Here is a 17,759-nt window from a genome sequence, read left to right on the forward strand (position 1 = left end):
TTTTTTGTTGCGCAACAAATGCAGGTTTAACGAACTGTACGCTTTACCTACGGGTTATCATTTTCGCTGCTTTCTCTGCGGCAAGTACCAGATCTCGGGACATATCCCCGAACACAGCGGCAGGATCCATTCAGCTCAAACTGATTGGCACCACAAGATGGCCGTGAAACCGGTGCAACGCATTCTCCGCGCGCTGCATTGAATGTTGACCCAGCAGGGCAGCGCGGTGTTGATGGCGTTGAGGACGGTGCACTTGGGCGACGCGGTTCCGAAACTTGGCGTTCCGGCCGAATGCAGCCGCGACCAGCATCGAATTCGGTTCCGCTAATGCATGAACAACTGGATACGCTGGTTTGCATCATTCGGCTGAAGCGACATTCGCATGCCCCGTCAATCAGAACCGTTGTACTTGGATCGCAGGTCAACGGTGGTTCTGGCATCGGTGGCAAGTTCACGGACACGCAGGTCTGCTCTCCCGCTGGCGCATTCAGGCCCAATGCTTGCAACAGCTCCTCTGACACCTCGCCTGTTTCCGGCAAGCCCTCTTGGCGTTGGAACTCAGCGATACCAGCGAGGGTGTTTGGCCCTACTGCGCCGTCTACGGTCCCGACATCAATGCCCATATCATTCAGCAAGGTTTGCAAGATCTTCGCCTGAAGAACCGAATTATTAGGGAGTGCGAAGCTGACGCAGTTTTCAAACGCGCCGCCGTTACGCGCGCCTGGCAAGGTTAGCGACATTTCAACCGTCGTGCTGGCACCCGCATCAAGCGGCGTATCCGGCGCAAGGCAGCTGACCTCATCCACACCGGATGCCGTGAGGCACTGCCATCCGTCTCCCGTGATGCCGCCCACGTTCCGTGGTGATGGCGATCCGAATGCATCTAGCAGGTTCAGTGGGCCGTCGAACGGCTCCGAACCGGCATTTTCCACAGTCAGTGCGAAGTCACATGAATAGGTCTGCGACTGCTCGTTTACGATGCAGTCCCCCAGCGGTGACTTCGTGAGCGTAAGCTCGGGCACCGTATCCACGCTCTGGCGCGATGATGTGGTTTCATCCACTTCCCCGTCGCAATCATTGTCGATCATGTCATCTGGGATTTCCGGAACCGGGGTGCATTGCGGATTGTCATAGACAATTTGGTCACAATAGCCTGAAGCACTAACAAATTGCCCAGTGTTGGAAGCATAGATTCCATTTGCGCAGTTATTCCAACCGACACGGCTGCCAGTATCGGCACCGGTATTGTCAACGTTCAGCACTGTGTTGAACGTTGTTGTTACAGGCGATCCATTCCCATCGACTGGATAATTTGCTCCGGATACTCCGCAATTGAAGCCAACTGGGTTGGCGTTAGTAATGCAGGCCCAAACATTGGTGTCATAACCTGTTACGCTCACAAAACTTGCTTGCCCACCGCCAGCGGTGTTGGTCGCACTGTCGTCTATCGTAAGTGTCCCCGTAAACGGGGTCAGAGGCGTGACTTGAACGGAGCAGTTAACCGTAAGCTGATCGGTTCCTTCAACGGGCGTAAAGTTGTTGTCACAGTCTTTGAATACATTGAACTCGGGCGTCTCAGGATCATCGTTGGAATCGCCTGTTTGCCCCGTGTCGTCGGAAGTATCTTCAGAAATCTGAACACAAGACGGCTCAGGTTCGGCTGCTCCATTCACAATCTGGGCGCAGTTCACGATGTCCGTTTCACCCAAGTCTTGCCCTTGGACGACGACAACGGAAGTCAGGGTTGACGTCCCGCCAGCAGCCAGAAGATCCGCGCCAGAGATAGAACATTGCGGCGTGTTGCTTGTGCTATAGGGCGCAGTTGCGCAGGTCCAAGGATCAGATGATGTTAGCTGTCCAACAAGCGAATTTGAATCGCCGTTGAAGCTATCATACGAAAAGTAATCGTTCAGATCGACAGTTCCTGTGATTGGCCCCGTTGATGAAACGGTAATGCCACAAATAAAGAAAACGCTGCTACCCAACGACGGCTGTCGCTCGCATATCTTTTCAACCGAAAGCTCGCCGAGCTCATCGCTTGTGTCTTCAGTCGAGTATTGCACACAAGACTGCGCGACAGGCTGGCCAAATTCTAGCAGATCAGCGTAACCCGATGGCATCGCCGCTTCGCCGTCCTGATAGTAGTTCCACGAATAGTCACCCGGTGTGATGCTATCTGGAACGGACACAACGTCGGCGCAGTTCTCACCCGAGCTCGCCACGACCTGTCCACCCGGAAAGTTAGGGGCCATTGTGATGGTATACATCTGGGACGCACCTGCTGCAAAATTGTTCAGCGCGATAACGCAGGCAAACGGATTGGCCGGCAAATTGCCACCACAGCCCGCAGGCATCGGCGAAACGTTCGTCACGTCAAAACCGCTGACAGTGGTCTGGTCCTGCAACAAGACGTTGCCGGTGTAGGCCTCGGTACCTGTATTGGTGAACGTGACTGTGAAATCACATGGCGCATCAATATCGCAGATTGCCGGTCCAGTTTTCACCAACTCGAGTGTTGGCGTTTCAGGGTTGGGTGCGTTGGTTTCCCAACAGCCGCTGTTGTTTGAGGGATCGGTGTCTGGATTCGTACCGTTGGCCGTCGCGACGGAAACCGATGCACAATTAAGCACATGCGCAGAACTATCAATGATCGATGGATAGATGATCGTCGCAGGCAAAACCGCACCCGTCGATGGCACGACGTACTGACAACTCCATGAACCGGCAGATATGGAACAGGTCCACCCAGCCGGCGCCACAGGGGTACCAAAGGCCGTCACGTTGATCTGGCCAGACGCTGGGTCATCCACGGTGATGACATCACCAGGTGAAAGCGAACCAAGTTCCAGATCAACCGTAATCTCAAACCCGTGTGGCGGAATGCTTTGATCCTCATGAAGGATGACGTCATTCCAAACCTTATCGATGGACACATCGACCGGAGCATCGCAGATCATGTCTTCTGGGATAAGAATTTCAACCTCACCCGTACAACACAGATCAAGCCCCGCGCCGTTGCCCGCGCCATCTTGAACGGCGCTTGTCGAGATCATAACGGTTTGTCCCGCACTTGCGCCCGTGATGATAAGTTCGAGCGGATTAAAGGGGTTTTGTACAACCATCACGCCCGGGGTCAGGCACTCAACCCCAAGATCATTGGGATCAAACGTACCTGTCAGCGCATTGTCCAAGGTCACCGTGATCTCGCCTGTCGTCGCATCACAAGACGCATCTTCTTGCGTGAAGGGCGTGCACTGCAATGGAACCGGATCGGGGTCAGGAATAGGATCGGTCTCATCGTCAGGGTCGGACCAATCAGGCGAGCTGTGTTCCGTACACTCGGGGCCAAACGCGACGTAGGCGTTGTCCATATTGAGCTGGTTATCCATATCGATTTCGAACCGATAAGTCGTACCCGCTGTCAATGTCGCGGTAAAAGAGGCCAACTGCCAAGGGTCGTTCTCAGAGTTACCCCCTGGCACTGTTACGCTTGCTGGCCCGGCAATGACGTTACTGCCTGTGGCATCTTTTATCGAAACCTCGGCATAGCCTCCAGCATTTCCACGAGTTGAGAAAAATGCCCCGTATCGTACTTCACCCGTACAAAGCGGTGTAAATTCTTGGTAAATTGTACCGGACGTGTCGGCTTGATCCAAATAATGTTGGAAGTTACCTGTTCCCCCCGTCGCATCTGATGCAGGTCCATTGTTCCCGTACCAAGTTTGCCCGCCGGGGCCATCGACAGTAACAACATTGGCAGAACCTGACGTCAAAACCCAAGGCGCAATAGACCAAGAAATATTGTTACCGTAATTATTTGGCGGGTTTTGCTCAAAGCCACCATTCGTAAGAACGGGTTGTGCGGTGGCAGACGTTACGTTGATCAAAACGGCCAGCGCAGCCAATGCGATAAAACGGATCATTGGACAGGCCCCTCTTCACAATACTCGCCGGGAATTTGGAACGGCGGGATCTGGAAATTTACAGTGGTATTGCAGCACGAAAAGGGCTCTCCTTCGTCGCGTTCTGCGGCGTTAAAGGAACACAGGTTCAACTGTCCTGTCTGGCCCGGGAACATGCCTGTCAGATCAACTGTAAACGCGCCAGGCAGCGGGGTCGACATAGGCAGCGCACCAATGGCACCTGCTGGGTCTTCGACCTTGGTCTGATCAAGGTTAGCGCCTGAAATATCCGTGACGCTTGCCGTCAATTCATAGACGCCGGTCACTATGTTGCAGGTGACTTCGGCTTCAACTGTGGCGCATTGCGCGATTTCCTCTGGCGGATCGCTTGGGAAACACGTGTTCGGGAACAGTGCACACAAGCAGATTGCCGCATTTGCGCCCCCAGACGTACACCAAAAATCGGGATCACCAGTTTCGGGTGGCAGTTCATACTGCGGTGGGACCTCTGCTGGGCTACCAAAACCGCCAGCTGTTTGTGAACCAGTCGTTCCATGACACCCAAGGACTTCTACGTCACCCACATGCCCGCTCACGTCGTCGGTCACTTCAGTGCCATCATAGTCCACGAAATACGAAAACCACGGTGGCGTGTTATCCTTTACAGGATAAAGACGCGGCGTGCCTTGCACACCATCGACCTGAAACATCCCACCCGCGCGCAACGCATCCACCAAATCCTCATTCACGCGCAAATTCTGTCCCGTCGACCAAAGCGTACCGGAACAATTACGCCAATCGAAACGACCGCGTTCATCATAGCCCAGCCCAAGGTCAACACCGCCTAGACCTGCGCGATTTCCGTCCTCAAACCCAACGGGCAAGACCGTCGGATCGATAAACCAAACCGATGGCGTCTCTGGGTCATCCTCAGGGGACTCGTAGACATAGCGAAGCACTTCGGCCTCGGTGTCATCGACCATATGTGTATAGTCTTTCGTCGCATCCCACGCACCGCGTTGCGCCATAATCATCGCACCTTGCGGGGTGAACACGATGTCAGACACGTCGAGATCAGGATGATCGTCAGAAACCGTTAGCTCCCAACGGGGATCATTCGCAAACTCACCCGTTTCACCATCAATCCCAACGGACCAAACCGCAGGCCCATCGGCCACGGCGTAATAAAGCCGCGCGCCATGGACAGCCAAACCCCAAACGCGTCGTTCAGGTGTCGCGAAGTTCCAAGTTGCTGGATCAAGTGGTTCGAAGCTGTCGCTTGCGATATCAATGCCAGTCGCGGCATCAAACAATACGCCTTCAAGATCTTGCGTCGGACGTCCGTCAACTCCGTGATCGAACTGCTCCAAATCGTTTCCGTCCAAATCAAAGCGATGCACCATGCCTGTTTCAAGGTCAGAAACGAAAAGCTGGTCATGAACTGCATCAAACGCAATATTGCCGAGCCCAGCACCCGTATTGTCCCGTTCATCCAATGCGACGTTCGCAAAGAATTCTACCTGCCCAGTTTCGCCAACAAGCTTATAGATGGACCCAGGACCGGACTGGTCAAAACCACCCCATTGGCCGTTCATCCATTCACTGTTCTCAGCACCAAGCCAAAGTCGATCTGGAACGCCATCAACCAACGCATCAAGCCCAACAATCTGCAATCCAAACACCGAGGTCGCAGTCATATAGAGGTTCGGTTTTTCTTCGTTATCAAAGGCGAGCCCGAAAACCTGCCCAACATCACGCGCCAATACAGCGTCATAGTAATCGCGGTCCAACTCAGCAGCATTATAGGTATGGCCGATACGGCCACCTGCGACCAAGGTCGTCGACGGCCCATCAAGGTCGATAAAGTCATACATCTCAGCATCAGCGAAAAGCTGGATCATTTCGCGCGTCAGGGTGTCAGTCGGCCTCGGCCGCACATCAACGGTTTCAGCGAAACCCGTGGTCGCAATCGTTCCGGCTAAGAATGCCTCACGGGTCGCACGCACTTGGCGCTCGACGTCCTGCTGCAACAGACTTGGGTCGTCCGATTCTTGAGAAACCGCTGGGGAAAGGGAAAGAAAAGTGGCAGCAATCGTCGCTGCAAACGTACAAACATGGTGCTTCATAGTAAAAATGTGCCGCCCAAAAATATTTGACTAATTGGTCAACCGTACACGTATCCGTGAACACATCAACCAATTCGCTCGGTTTTTAGGACAAAGTACGGAATTCCATACGAAACTGCGCCACGGTTGAATTCCATCAAATCAAGCCGCCACATGTTTCTTCGTCAGTCGTTTGGTTCAATGGGCTGGTTTAATAAACGTCCCATTGCGCAGATCACGGATCGCTGTTTGCAACTCCTCTTTGGTGTTCATCACGATGGGGCCGTGCCATGCGACGGGTTCTTCAATCGGAGCGCCCGAAATCAGCAAGAACCGCACGCCCTGCTCGCCGGCTTGCACCGTCACTTCGTCGCCGGTGCCAAACCGGATCAACGTGCGATCACCTGACATATCGCGGATGTTCACCTCTTCGCCCATAACTTCTTTTTCCAACAACACACCAGATGGCGGGCTTGCATCCGCAAACGCGGCGGTGCCTTCAAACACATAAGCAAAAGCGCGGCGGTACGTGTCTATTTTGAACGTCTTGCGCACGCCAGCAGGCATGCTCACATCCAGATACTGCGGGTCGGCCGCAATGCCGTCCACAGGCCCACGCTTGCCCCAAAATTCACCCGTGATAACGCGCACAACGGTGCCGTCATCATCGGTAATTTCCGGAATCTCTTGGGCGTTCACGTCCTGATAGCGCGGGTCCGTCATCTTTTGCGCGCTCGGCAAATTGCCCCACAACTGAAACCCATGCATTTGCCCTGCCGCGTTTCCGTGCGGCATTTCCTGATGCATGATCCCCGAACCAGCCGTCATCCACTGCACATCACCCGCCCCCAGCGTGCCGGTATTACCGAGGCTATCGCCGTGCTCAACCGTTCCATTCAAGACATAGGTGATCGTTTCAATGCCGCGGTGCGGATGCCACGGAAAACCGTTCTCGAAATGCGCTGGAATGTCGTTGCGAAAGTCATCGAACAGCAGGAACGGGTCCAGCTCTGTAGGGTCTTGAAATCCGAACGCGCGGTGCAACTGCACCCCCGCGCCTTCCATTGTCGGTGTTGCCTTGCGGGTCTCTAGAATTGGACGAATGGACATAGGTGCCTCCAGCGGCTGTTACAAAAACATCTACCCCCGCGCGTACCTGCAATCAATTAGCGCCTAGCCACGAACGATGTGCATAATCGCACAGGACTTGCAGGGGGCACCGCACCGCCCTAAACGGACATTGATGCGTACATTTGAAACCGCCACACGGTCCGACTGGATCACAGACCGCGCCCTGCGCGCGATCATCGCGACAGCGATGGCCTTGCCATATAAGCAACGCGTTCGCTGGTTCGGGGCGATGGCGGAGCGACTTGTTGCCCCAACTGCGGGCTATCTTAAACGCTCGCGCACACAAATCAGCATGATCTGGCCCGACATGGAGGACGCCGAGGTTAACCGCCTCGCCCGCGCCTGTTGCAACAACTTCGGCCGCACCATGATCGAGGGCTATTCACGCGGGGATTACACAGCGCAACTGGCAGACACGATGCCGACAGGCGCTGGTATGGAACATCTCGCCAAGGCCAAGGAAGACGGGCGCCCCGTTCTGTTCGTCACCGGCCACTTCGGCAACCACGACGCACCTCGCCATGTCTTGAACCGCTTGGGTTACACAATCGGCGGCATCTATAAGCCGATCTCGAATCCCTATTTCAACGAACACTACCTAGGCACAATCAAAGACGTGTCTGGCCCCGTTTTTCCAATCGATCGCGAAGGCATGGCAGGTTTCATGCGCCTCCTGAACGGCGGTGGCATGGGCACGATGCTGTTTGATGTGCGCGTTAAGAAATACCCAGCAATCCCGTTCCTCGGCCATCCGGCGCATACCTCGACAGGTCTTGGCGCGATTGCCCTGAAAACCGGTTCGCTGATCCTGCCTTACTTCGGCACCCGTCGCGAAGACGGCCTAAATTTCGACGTCACCATCGAAACCCCTGTTGAGCTAACCACGCCAGAACAAATCATGCGCGACGTCACCGACCGCCTCGAGGCCCGCATACGCGCCCACCCCGATCAATATTTCTGGGTTCACCGGCGCTGGGGGTGAGACGGTACAGCGAACGGCGGCTTAGAGCCCAAAGTTACCGATGCTGCGGTATTGATAGGTTACGGTTATAGACTTACCGTTTTCGTTTAAGAAATTCACATAACATCGCCGCATCTGTGGTGAATCAAGTTAATTGCAAGATTGGTCACGTGTGGTTGTACGAAGGTTAGAGTTCCTCATGAGAATAATGAATTCGCTCCTTTGGTCATCAATTCTGATGATCAGTATTCAAGTTGAACGTGTATTTGCAGACACTCAAAATACCGAAGAAACCCAGTATTCAAATCTAATGCGCTTACATTTAGATGAATCTGAAATTGCAGCGCGATGGCAAGAACTTCCCCCGCACTTGGCCCATTTTATCGTTCAGTATCAAGGAAATCGGAGCTGCGACCCTGAAGAATCAGAAGCGATACGTTACCGTGAAGGGCGTATCGAAATTAGGAATGAATACTTCTTCATAGGACGTCTTACCCATGTGCTCAACGACGGTTCGATCTGCCTTTCGGGTCTGCCCGTCCCGCTCGATGGTTCTTGGCAGAACGAGCTTAGAGAGCTAGATCAGTTCGAAAATGGTCTGTTTGTCTGTCGGCCAAACGGCCTGATATCGCATTCAGAGTCTATCTTTGCCCGATGCTATTTTATAGGCCCTGAGGGGCGGCAAACTTTCCCCTGAATTGGCAAATTCGGCTATCTATCCTATGGCAGTTAAGTCCGCACAGCTGCCCTTCATCACAACTGCGAACATCTCTATCTAGAGTTTCCCGCGTAATGCTGGCACAACCGATTTGAATACATCGGAGAGACCCATGAAAATTGCCAACCGCAACATCGGACCAGACCATCCGCCCCTCGTCATTGCCGAGATTGGCATCAACCACGGTGGCAGCCTTGAGGTTGCGAAAGAAATGGCACGTTTGGCGGCGCTTTCCGGCTGTGAAATGGTCAAGCACCAGACCCATATCGTCGAAGACGAAATGACCGAGGAAGCCAAGCAGATCTTCCCGCCGAACGCCGATGTGTCGATTTGGGACGTGATGGCAGAATGCGCGCTTAGCTGCGAAGACGAAGCCGCGCTGAAGACCTATATCGAAGAACTGGGGATGATCTTCATTTCCACCCCGTTCAGCCGCGCAGCCTGCGATTTCCTAGAAACTCTTGACGTGCCAGCCTACAAAATCGGCTCTGGTGAGGCGGACAACCTTCCCCTCATCCGCCACGTCGCGTCAAAGGGTAAACCGGTCATCATGTCCACAGGCATGCAGACCATCGAAAGCATCCGAGCAAGCGTTCAAATCCTGGAAGACAGCGGCGTTGAATACGCGCTCCTAGAATGCACCAATCTGTATCCATCGCCACCTGAAATCGTATCACTGCAAGGTGTTACAGACCTGCGCAACGCATTTCCAAACGCGATCGTCGGCTTTTCCGACCACTCAATCGGACCGGAAATGGCGCTGGCATCTGTGGCTCTCGGCGCCAACATTCTGGAACGCCACTACACCGACACGCGCTACCGCAAAGGCCCCGACATCAGCTGCTCAATGGACCCATCCGAGCTGCGCCACCTGATTGATCGCTCTCGCGAAATCCACACGGCTTTGCACAACCCCAAAGAACGCACCGCCGCCGAAGAAGACGTCTACCGCTTCGCACGCGCCTCCGTCGTCGCCGACGCGGACCTGCCCGCAGGCCACACCATCACCGAAGCCGACATCTGGGCCCGCCGCCCCGGATCAGGCGCCATTGCGGGCTATGATTTTGACAAGGTCGTGGGGAAGACGTTGAAGGTCGCAGTAACACGCAACAGGCAGCTTACCTGGGATGATTTTGAATGATTCCGCGCCGCAAACTGCGCCCGTTGAAGCGCCTTCGGGTTGCCATAGCGGACAGACTCGCTCGTGCACATGGGCAGCCTTCAAGTGGGATGCAGACCGGTTTCACTGTGAATGGCATGCCTGTCATTTTCCTGCACAACCCAAAGACGGGTGGCAACTCCATCGGCAAACAACTGGGTGTGCGACGGTTGTCCCACAGTTACGCGTCCGAGCGTTTGAAAACGTCCGCATGGCATAACACTATCTCGGTCGTTGCGGTGCGTGATCCGTTTGAAAGGTTTTTGTCCGGATATTACTCGCACATTCTGCGACCCGATATGAACGGGCTCGTCAAAGAATATGGCGACGAAATCAAAAATATTTCGCCGTTTGAATACCTGCAATTGCTGGATGTGAACCAGAAATACGGCGGCCATCAGCGCAATTGGTCTGATTATCCGAGCACGCAGAAACCGCGCGCTAATATCATTTTAAAGTTAGAAACGGTTAACGACTGGCCAGCGCAATTGGCTGAACACGGGATTAACCTGCCAAGCGCCACGATCCCGCACGCCAACAAAAGCGAACGCGACAAGGCAGACCACCAGACAAGGCTAAACCTTTCGCCCGAAAAACTGGCAGAGCTTGAGCGCACCGTCCGGGCCTATTTCAAAGAAGACGCCAAAGCGTTTGGGTACTCTACCTAAGCGGCCAGATCGCTAAGCCTCCAGAGCCCTAACATCTTACCCGCACGTTGCCCGCGCACATTTGTGGCACCCTCATCAATAAACCGATCTGGTTCGGGCCAGTTGAACGGGGCTTTGCGCACATCAAGTTCACGCCATTGCCCTGTTGAGATGTCTTCGTTTTCCGGCACGTTCACGAATACCGTTGTCAAAAGATATTTGCCGCCGGACGCGCGGATATTGGACAGCGCGGCAGCTACATGTTCGTTTGACAAATGCACAAGGCAGTCGCGCACAAAGATGATGTCGGCGGAGGGCGCGGGACCTTCGATAAGGTCGATCACCTGAAACTGGACGCCCTCTTTGCCATACTCTGCCTGATTTTTTGCAATCATATCCGGCACGATGTCTCCGCCCAAGTAAGATGCGCCGGACATATTTACATGCTGCATCCAGAAGTAATCGCCACAGGGCACATCCAAGAATGACGTGGCACCAAGCTCTTGGATCAATGCCTCCAACTGTGGGCGCAATTCGGCGGTGGAGGCGAGGTTGGACCCTTTGCCGGACCTGCTCTCGGGATCGCCCCATTTGTTTTTGGCGAAGTAAGCCGAAAAGACACTTTCAGGACTGCGGCGGGACAGCTTCCAAGCACGAAGCCTCGCTTGGAGTTTCTTGAGCAAGCTCATGCCGTTGTCCTTCCTTACGCGCGAATTCGCGCTTTGTCGTCATTCATAATAACGCACATAATAGTCTTCAAGCCAAGGCACGGTGCCTAGGTGCCAATGGGGCGGCACGCCCCAGATCAGGCGGTCACGGGTTTCAGACGGACGCGGATGCCCGTGAAATGCAACGATAGCCGCCGACGATGCAGGCGCAATAGGCTTACGCAGCAATCCAACGCTATAACGAAAGCACAGATGTCGCTTGAAACTCAGCACGCGGCCCTCAGGCCAATAGGCAACGCCGCTCGCATGGGCCGAGGCAAAGTCCTGTTCGTTGGCAAACTCCTCCATCGCCACGTGCGGGTCGTCCAGAAACGCGGCCAAAATATGCGCCTGCTCTTTAGGATCAAAGGAAAATACGCCAGTGCCTGCTTCTTTACGGTTGCCCTTGGGAACGGGACGCCAGTCTTGGCCCGTATTCAAAAAGGTCACATCCTGCGTGACCGAGAAAAACGGTGACAAATCCCCGACCACGGCCATATCAAGGTCAATAAATAGGCATCGGCCAAGGTCGTGCAGATCACTGTGATACAACGCCAGTTTGCGCCATACGCCGGTGCGGCGGATGTCTGCTTCACTTAGTCCGATATCAGGGATATCGCGGATTTCGATGCTCGCGTCCAAACCCGACCTGTCATCCGTTAGACAGATGAACCGCAACGGACCGTCGGTGTGCGCTATGCACGCGCGATAGAGCGTGTTGACCTCGCGTGCGGTGAACACGGTGCCCCATTTGATGCAGAGGATAGTTTGAGACAATGACATGTTATTGGCCTAGCCTGTCCAATCGGTCCAGTCTAGCCATAGACCGCTTGTGAGGGTTTCAAAGGGACTGTAACGATAGGGTTATGAAAAAATCCATCCTCTTCGTCACTGGCACGCGCGCTGATTTCGGCAAAATGGAACCGCTCGCTATCGCTGCGCGTGAGGCGGGGCATGATGTCGGATTTTGGGTGACCGGCATGCATATGCTGGACCGTTACGGGCTGACCAAAAAGGAGGTCGCGCGCACACAGGGTGTGGGTGTTCATGAGTACCTCAATCAACGTCCCGGCGACCCACAAGATCACGTTCTGGCTAAGACCGTCATGGGATTTTCCGATTTCGTGGCTGAACATAAGCCCGACTTGGTTGTCGTTCACGGTGATCGGATTGAGGCCCTTGCTTGCGCCTTGGTTGCGGCGACGAATTACATCCGCTCGGCCCACATTGAAGGTGGGGAAGTCTCTGGAACGATTGATGAAATATTCCGTCACTGCAATTCCAAGCTCGCCAGCCACCACTTCGTCAGTTCCGAGGATGCTAAGCGCCGCGTCATGGCAATGGGCGAACCAGAGGACGAGATTTATGTCATCGGCTCACCGGAGCTCGACTTTCATTCCGGCCCGTCCGGTGTGCCGATGACCGACGTACGCGCCCACTATGACCTGCCGAGCGATGACTTCGGCATTGTCGTCTTCCACCCCGTCACATCCGAGGCCGACACCATGGGCCAACAGGCCCGCGACCTGTTTGGCACGCTCGATGCTTCGGGCAAATCCTTCGTCGTCATCGCCCCCAACAATGACCCAGGCTCAGACGATATTTTCGCCGCGATGGATACCCTGCCCAAAGACCGCTTTCGCATCCTGCCCTCCATGCGGTTCGCTCATTTTTCCGAGCTGATGAAAAACGCGGCCTGTATGATCGGCAATTCCAGTGCAGGCGTGCGCGAAGCACCGTTCCTTGGCACGCCGTCATTGGATGTCGGCACCCGCCAAACCAACCGCGCCCAAGCTCCGTCGCTGCATGCCTGTGCGGCCTCTGACACGGCAGGCATCGAAGCCTTCTTGCGTGATGAATGGGGCAAACGTTACGCGCGCCATGATGCGTTCGGCCAAGGCGATGCGGCCGCGCGATTTGCCGATATCGTCAGCGACGATGCGTTCTGGACGGGAGATTTGCAAAAACGGTTCCATGACCAGTAAACCCAAAATTGGCCCCATGCTAAAACTGGTGCTTGGCGTAGGCGCCGTGCTGTCGCCTTTGGCCCAACCGCTGTTGAAACGACGTCTCGCCAAAGGCAAAGAAGACCCTGCACGTTGGCGCGAAAAGCTGGGTGAAACATCCGCGATCCGGCCAGACGGCCCGCTTGTGTGGATGCACGGCGTGGGCGTTGGCGAAGTCATGGCCTTGCGCGGGTTGATTGAACACCTTGCACTTGAGCGCGCTGACCTTCAATTTCTTGTCACGTCCTCGGCGCGTTCCTCTGGCGAAGTCTTTGCACAGAACTTGCCAACTAACACCCGCCATCAGTATCTGCCGCTTGACCTTCCTTCACCTGTGGAGGCCTTTTTGGATCACTGGAAGCCAGACCTTGCCGTTTGGTCGGACCAGGAAATTTGGCCGCGAATGGTTGTGACCTGCGCTAGACGCGGTATCCCACAAGCCTACGTCGCCGCGCGCATCGGAAAAGCTAGCGCCAAGGCCAAAGCGCGGTTCGGCGCTGCGTATGGAGATCTGTTCCGGCTTTTAGACGCACGGCATGCGCAAGATGCAAACTCAGCTAAGCACATGGCCGACTTAATGGATGACAATACGCCAGTCGCAGTGACCGGATCAATCAAAGCAGCGGGGGCCCCGCTAACCTTTGATCCGGATGTGAAAAACACGTTTGAGACCATCAAGAATACTCGCCGTATGTGGCTGCTCGCGTCGTCGCATCCAGCGGACGAAGCCATCGCCCTTGCTGCACACAAGATCATTTGCGACACCGACCCCGGTGCCCTATTAATCATCGCGCCGCGGATCATTACTCGCGCAGGTGAAGTGGTAGAACATGCGCAAAACCACCAACTAAGTGCTAGCCTTCGCAGCATCAACCCAACGCCGGATCACGCAACTTCTGTCTATATCGCCGATACTTATGGCGAACTGGGTTCTTGGTATCGCGCTGCGTCCATTGCCCTTATTGGCGGCACGTTTGATGCTGTTGAAGGCCATAACCCTTGGGAAGCTGCGACGCTGGGCGCGGCCATTTTGCACGGATCAAGAACATCAAACTTCGCGCTCGATTATGAAGCTTTGACCGCCGTGCAAGGTTGTCGTTTGGTTCACAATGCCGAAGATTTAGCAGCGGCGGTTTTGGATCCAGGGACGCTAGAGCTGCGGCGCGGAGCTATTGAAGCGCGTGCAAGTATGTCCCGAGGTGCAATGCAAATTACCAACAACCTTCTATCGCTACTGAAGGTCTAGAACGTCATCTCGGCCGAACCGGAAAACACACGTTTCCCCCACGCATCCGCGATCAAATCACTTGACGCCCGCATATCTGACAGGCGCGGAGCAAGCGGCGTCAGCACGGCATTCTCGTTCTCAATCAACGCCAGCCAATCGCGTGTAATCGCGCGGAACATATCGTTGCGGTCAAATTCAAAGCTCTCAACTTTTGGGCCATTCCCATCGTCGCGTGTGATCTCGGCCGCCAGCATATCCAACTTGCGCAAGCCCCTTGTTCCCGACATCTCGGATCGGCGCAGGCTAACGGGCGACAGATAATCCATGGCAACGGTGCCTGCACGCCCAGCACTATCAGTCAGCGCAATCCGGCTGGCGAAATCGACGCCACCGAAATCCGCATGGCCCACGGACGCGACAGACTGAATAGCTAAATCGGGAAACAGCGCCTTCGCCAAATCCAATTCATGACACAGGTCTAACAAAACACCGCCGCCCTCAGGCTTCGCAGCGTAGCTGTCTGGAAAAGACCAATTCTGCCGCCACTGGCGCACGTCATGGCCAATCTCAAACGAAAACCCGTAAACGTCGGTCAAATCATCCGCCGCAAGCGCCTTCACCACCGGATGATACCGCGCCATAAACCCAAGCATGGACCGCTTCGCCAAACCTCCAGCAGCGTCATAAATCTCAGCGACGCCCTCAGCCGTCCAATGCAGCGGCTTTTCTACGTAAAACGGCCACCCCTTAGCGGCACAAAGTGTCACCAATTCAAGACGCACTTGCGTGGCCGTGGCAATCACCACACCCTTCACATCATTGCGTTTTTCTAACGCTGCGCGATCATAAGACCGCCACGGGATCAGCTCAGCCACCTCACCAAGCGCTTTTAGATTGTCCGCGTGGCGGCGCCCAATAGACCCCGCCCCGATGACCAAAATCACCACGCGGAAAAACCGCCATCAACGTTGATCATCTGGCCCGTTACATAGCCAGATTGCTTGGACGCCAAGAACAACATCGCATCGGCAATCTCATCGGGTTCACACATACGCCCCGCCATGATCAGCTCACCCACGCGCTTTTGAAACTCGTCAGAGTGGCCGTTGAACACAGCCCCCGGCGCGATGGTGTTCACGGTCGCTTGACGCTTGGCCCAATAACCGGCCAGCCAAACGGTCAACCCGTGAATACCTGCTTTGGTCACGCCATAGGCACTGAAATTCTTGAACGGCATGCCATCATAAATCGGGTGGTGCGCGCCGTTCAGCGCATACATCGACGCCACGTTGATCAGCGTTGTCGGACGCTTGCCCACGATGTCACGATCCATCTGACGGGCAACCAAAAACGCGCCCGTCAGGTTGGTGCGCATAGTCTTTTCCCAGTCATCCAACGTGGTGTCCGCAAAGTCAGGGAAGCTCCCGCCTGCGCCCATCAGCATCTCACCGGTGATGGCTGCGTTGTTCAGCACGACATCCGGCTGCCATCCGTCGCCCTCGACAGTCTTAAAAATCTCAACGATCTGCTCTTCAGAGCCCACATCCAGCGGGTAAATCGCAAAGTCGGGATTGTCGCCATGTGTTTCCTGAAGCCCGTCAAACCGATGCCCTGGCAAATCAGTCGCAACAACCTTAGCGCCTTGCTCCAACATGCGACGCACATAAGTGCTGCCCAAAACGCCGCCCGAGCCCGTGATAAATACTGTTCGTCCAGCCAATTGGCCTTCAACTTGCGCCATTTTGAGCGTCCTTCATTAAAAATTCTACGATCTTCCAATCGAGCGGGTCGTCCACGTCCATGCACCGCTCGGACGGCATTACATAGGGGATCACGCGCCCCTCATAAATGGTGCTGGCTTTGCGCAAGTAGTCTGGCGACAGCACATAGGTGCTTGCCGCGTGTTCATAAACCACAGGCGCGTTCTGACGCGCCCATACGCCACCCGGCAGCGGCTTTGAAACCCGCAACGACCCCGTCTGATCTGGTTCGACCATATTGAAATAGGGGTTCTTGCACGCGACGCAGCACGACATCACCATGTCCGGCGCTTCAGCCTCAAACAGATCCAATGCGCCGTCGATGTCTTCGGCCAGTCGCAGCGGAGACGTGCAGTCCAAATCAACAAACGCAGTAGCTTTGCCAGCAATCGCCTCAGCCGCGTCTAGTGCGTGCTGCCAAACGCCCCATTTTGGCGCATCATCTGTCGCCAAATGCGCAGGCCGCAACCCGATGTCCAACGCACCCTTGGCGACCGCATGGTCGTACATTTCTTGGCTATCTGTGCTCACCACGAACGCATCAATGCGCGCAGACGCAGCCAATTGATCCAACGACCAATCCATCAATGGCTTGCCGCACATATCCCGAAAGTTTTTTCCCGGCACACCCTTAGAGCCCTTACGCGCCCCGATATGTCCAATTATCATTTATGCCCACTTTCCAGCGTTTGCACGCCAGTCCTGAAAATCTGCTGTAATCGTTTCCGGATCATAACCTTTCTCAAGCCAAGCCCGAAACCCGATACCTAACGGCTCGGCATCTCGCAGATAGACTCTAAAGACGTGCCCTAAAACACCTGATTTGCTGCGTGGAAAATGGATGTGCTTACGTGCGAGCTGCCGCGCGGCGTCTTCGACGCTGCAACCTTCGATCAGGATCAAAATCAAAGCCGCCGCAAATCCAGTTCGGTCCGCACCAGATTTACAGTGCAACAGAAAAGGGCGCGGCAATTGGCCAAGCGCGTCTATTCTTTCCAGTATTTTCGCGCCTTCCGGCAATGCCCGCGCACTACAAACATGGATATAATGCAGATCTAGCCCAAGCGCGTTACATGCCTCGTGTTCGAACAGATTGTAGCTGCGTCCGATTTTACCACGCAGGGACACAATCGTGCGAATTCCCAAAGTCTTATAGTGACTTAGCCGCTCGCCACAGGGTTGGTTTGATCGCCATAGGCCGGGCGCAAACTCTGCAAGGTTCGTCCACCTCTTGCGCAAAATCTGGTGATCTTTCCAAAGAAAATCCCGTGTCGCCGCGCGGCGACCCGCATCGGTGTTAATGTCGTAAATTCTTCGTGATCTCGCCCTCATACCTCGTCTTAGCCCGCGTCAAACCGTCGGGCAAGCATCCCAAGCCTCGTCAAAAATAATCACAAAAAGCGTTGTCAAAAAACCCTTCCTCAAACACTCAAAG

General features: G+C 54.9%; 15 protein-coding genes. 6 read left to right on the forward strand and 9 right to left on the reverse strand.

Translation table 11 applies throughout. The annotated features are described in order from the left end of the window. Window positions 1–47: 47 nt before the first annotated feature. The 3 genes from OSB_RS16825 to OSB_RS11500 form a co-directional block, all read right to left on the reverse strand. Window positions 48–3,923: a peptidoglycan-binding domain-containing protein gene (locus OSB_RS16825; RefSeq protein ID WP_049835136.1), complete on the reverse strand. Its 3,876-nt coding sequence runs from the start codon at window positions 3,921–3,923 to the stop codon at window positions 48–50. After that, entirely contained in the window at window positions 3,920–6,028 is a 2,109-nt protein-coding gene (locus OSB_RS11495; RefSeq protein ID WP_049835137.1) for a hypothetical protein, read from the reverse strand. Before OSB_RS11495 ends, OSB_RS16825 begins: the two co-directional genes overlap by 4 nt. A gap of 177 nt (window positions 6,029–6,205) precedes the next feature. Next, the gene (locus tag OSB_RS11500) at window positions 6,206–7,117 is read right to left on the reverse strand and encodes a pirin family protein (protein WP_049835138.1); all 912 of its coding nucleotides are present in this window, start codon (window positions 7,115–7,117) and stop codon (window positions 6,206–6,208) included. Between the two features lie 133 nt (window positions 7,118–7,250). Here OSB_RS11500 and OSB_RS11505 point away from each other — a divergent pair, with 133 nt between their 5' ends. The 4 genes from OSB_RS11505 to OSB_RS11520 all read left to right on the forward strand — a co-directional run bounded on the left by OSB_RS11505 (window position 7,251) and on the right by OSB_RS11520 (window position 10,644). Beyond that, window positions 7,251–8,120 (forward strand): lysophospholipid acyltransferase family protein, encoded by an 870-nt coding sequence (locus OSB_RS11505; protein ID WP_049835139.1) that lies wholly within the window; start codon window positions 7,251–7,253, stop codon window positions 8,118–8,120. 178 nt (window positions 8,121–8,298) lie between these two features. Continuing rightward, window positions 8,299–8,796, forward strand: a complete 498-nt coding sequence (locus OSB_RS11510; RefSeq protein ID WP_049835140.1) for a hypothetical protein — start codon at window positions 8,299–8,301, stop codon at window positions 8,794–8,796. Between the two features lie 133 nt (window positions 8,797–8,929). Then, the gene (locus OSB_RS11515; RefSeq protein ID WP_049835141.1) at window positions 8,930–9,958 is read left to right on the forward strand and encodes an N-acetylneuraminate synthase family protein; all 1,029 of its coding nucleotides are present in this window, start codon (window positions 8,930–8,932) and stop codon (window positions 9,956–9,958) included. Beyond that, window positions 9,955–10,644: a sulfotransferase family 2 domain-containing protein gene (locus tag OSB_RS11520; RefSeq protein ID WP_049835142.1), complete on the forward strand. Its 690-nt coding sequence runs from the start codon at window positions 9,955–9,957 to the stop codon at window positions 10,642–10,644. Before OSB_RS11515 ends, OSB_RS11520 begins: the two co-directional genes overlap by 4 nt. Here the strand turns inward: OSB_RS11520 and OSB_RS11525 are convergent. Beyond that, window positions 10,641–11,312, reverse strand: a complete 672-nt coding sequence (locus OSB_RS11525; protein WP_049835143.1) for a class I SAM-dependent methyltransferase — start codon at window positions 11,310–11,312, stop codon at window positions 10,641–10,643. The two genes, OSB_RS11520 and OSB_RS11525, sit on opposite strands and share 4 nt — an antisense overlap. Before the next feature lie 39 nt (window positions 11,313–11,351). Continuing rightward, window positions 11,352–12,113, reverse strand: coding sequence for a glycosyltransferase family protein (locus OSB_RS11530; RefSeq protein WP_049835144.1), 762 nt, complete (start codon window positions 12,111–12,113; stop codon window positions 11,352–11,354). A gap of 83 nt (window positions 12,114–12,196) precedes the next feature. Between OSB_RS11530 and neuC the strand changes: the two genes are divergently transcribed. Next, window positions 12,197–13,315 (forward strand): UDP-N-acetylglucosamine 2-epimerase, encoded by a 1,119-nt coding sequence (neuC, locus tag OSB_RS11535; RefSeq protein WP_049835145.1) that lies wholly within the window; start codon window positions 12,197–12,199, stop codon window positions 13,313–13,315. Then, window positions 13,305–14,582, forward strand: coding sequence for a 3-deoxy-D-manno-octulosonic acid transferase (locus OSB_RS11540; protein ID WP_049835146.1), 1,278 nt, complete (start codon window positions 13,305–13,307; stop codon window positions 14,580–14,582). Before neuC ends, OSB_RS11540 begins: the two co-directional genes overlap by 11 nt. On the opposite strand, the gene OSB_RS11545 is transcribed toward OSB_RS11540, so the two are convergent. From OSB_RS11545 to OSB_RS11560, 4 genes are read right to left on the reverse strand one after another with little or no spacing between them, the layout of a single operon-like run. Continuing rightward, window positions 14,579–15,511, reverse strand: coding sequence for a Gfo/Idh/MocA family protein (locus OSB_RS11545; protein ID WP_049835147.1), 933 nt, complete (start codon window positions 15,509–15,511; stop codon window positions 14,579–14,581). The two genes, OSB_RS11540 and OSB_RS11545, sit on opposite strands and share 4 nt — an antisense overlap. Further along, complete coding sequence (locus OSB_RS11550) at window positions 15,505–16,305, reverse strand: SDR family NAD(P)-dependent oxidoreductase (protein WP_049835148.1); 801 nt, start codon at window positions 16,303–16,305, stop codon at window positions 15,505–15,507. Before OSB_RS11550 ends, OSB_RS11545 begins: the two co-directional genes overlap by 7 nt. Continuing rightward, window positions 16,292–16,993, reverse strand: coding sequence for an acylneuraminate cytidylyltransferase family protein (locus OSB_RS11555; RefSeq protein WP_049835149.1), 702 nt, complete (start codon window positions 16,991–16,993; stop codon window positions 16,292–16,294). Before OSB_RS11555 ends, OSB_RS11550 begins: the two co-directional genes overlap by 14 nt. Further along, the gene (locus tag OSB_RS11560; protein ID WP_049835150.1) at window positions 16,994–17,656 is read right to left on the reverse strand and encodes a tyrosine-protein phosphatase; all 663 of its coding nucleotides are present in this window, start codon (window positions 17,654–17,656) and stop codon (window positions 16,994–16,996) included. Between the last annotated feature and the right edge of the window lie 103 nt (window positions 17,657–17,759).

Origin of the sequence: Octadecabacter temperatus, assembly GCF_001187845.1 — a bacterium.
Taxonomy (GTDB): domain Bacteria; phylum Pseudomonadota; class Alphaproteobacteria; order Rhodobacterales; family Rhodobacteraceae; genus Octadecabacter; species Octadecabacter temperatus.

Excerpts from the sequence above, each read along its gene's own strand:
- OSB_RS16825 (WP_049835136.1), bottom strand. The coding sequence starts at position 3,923 with ATGATCCGTTTTATCGCATTGGCTGCGCTGGCCGTTTTGATCAACGTA.
- OSB_RS11495 (WP_049835137.1), bottom strand. The coding sequence starts at position 6,028 with ATGAAGCACCATGTTTGTACGTTTGCAGCGACGATTGCTGCCACTTTT.
- OSB_RS11500 (WP_049835138.1), bottom strand. The coding sequence starts at position 7,117 with ATGTCCATTCGTCCAATTCTAGAGACCCGCAAGGCAACACCGACAATG.
- OSB_RS11505 (WP_049835139.1), top strand. The coding sequence starts at position 7,251 with ATGCGTACATTTGAAACCGCCACACGGTCCGACTGGATCACAGACCGC.
- OSB_RS11510 (WP_049835140.1), top strand. The coding sequence starts at position 8,299 with ATGAGAATAATGAATTCGCTCCTTTGGTCATCAATTCTGATGATCAGT.
- OSB_RS11515 (WP_049835141.1), top strand. The coding sequence starts at position 8,930 with ATGAAAATTGCCAACCGCAACATCGGACCAGACCATCCGCCCCTCGTC.
- OSB_RS11520 (WP_049835142.1), top strand. The coding sequence starts at position 9,955 with ATGATTCCGCGCCGCAAACTGCGCCCGTTGAAGCGCCTTCGGGTTGCC.
- OSB_RS11525 (WP_049835143.1), bottom strand. The coding sequence starts at position 11,312 with ATGAGCTTGCTCAAGAAACTCCAAGCGAGGCTTCGTGCTTGGAAGCTG.
- OSB_RS11530 (WP_049835144.1), bottom strand. The coding sequence starts at position 12,113 with ATGTCATTGTCTCAAACTATCCTCTGCATCAAATGGGGCACCGTGTTC.
- neuC (WP_049835145.1), top strand. The coding sequence starts at position 12,197 with ATGAAAAAATCCATCCTCTTCGTCACTGGCACGCGCGCTGATTTCGGC.
- OSB_RS11540 (WP_049835146.1), top strand. The coding sequence starts at position 13,305 with ATGACCAGTAAACCCAAAATTGGCCCCATGCTAAAACTGGTGCTTGGC.
- OSB_RS11550 (WP_049835148.1), bottom strand. The coding sequence starts at position 16,305 with ATGGCGCAAGTTGAAGGCCAATTGGCTGGACGAACAGTATTTATCACG.
- OSB_RS11555 (WP_049835149.1), bottom strand. The coding sequence starts at position 16,993 with ATGATAATTGGACATATCGGGGCGCGTAAGGGCTCTAAGGGTGTGCCG.
- OSB_RS11560 (WP_049835150.1), bottom strand. The coding sequence starts at position 17,656 with ATGAGGGCGAGATCACGAAGAATTTACGACATTAACACCGATGCGGGT.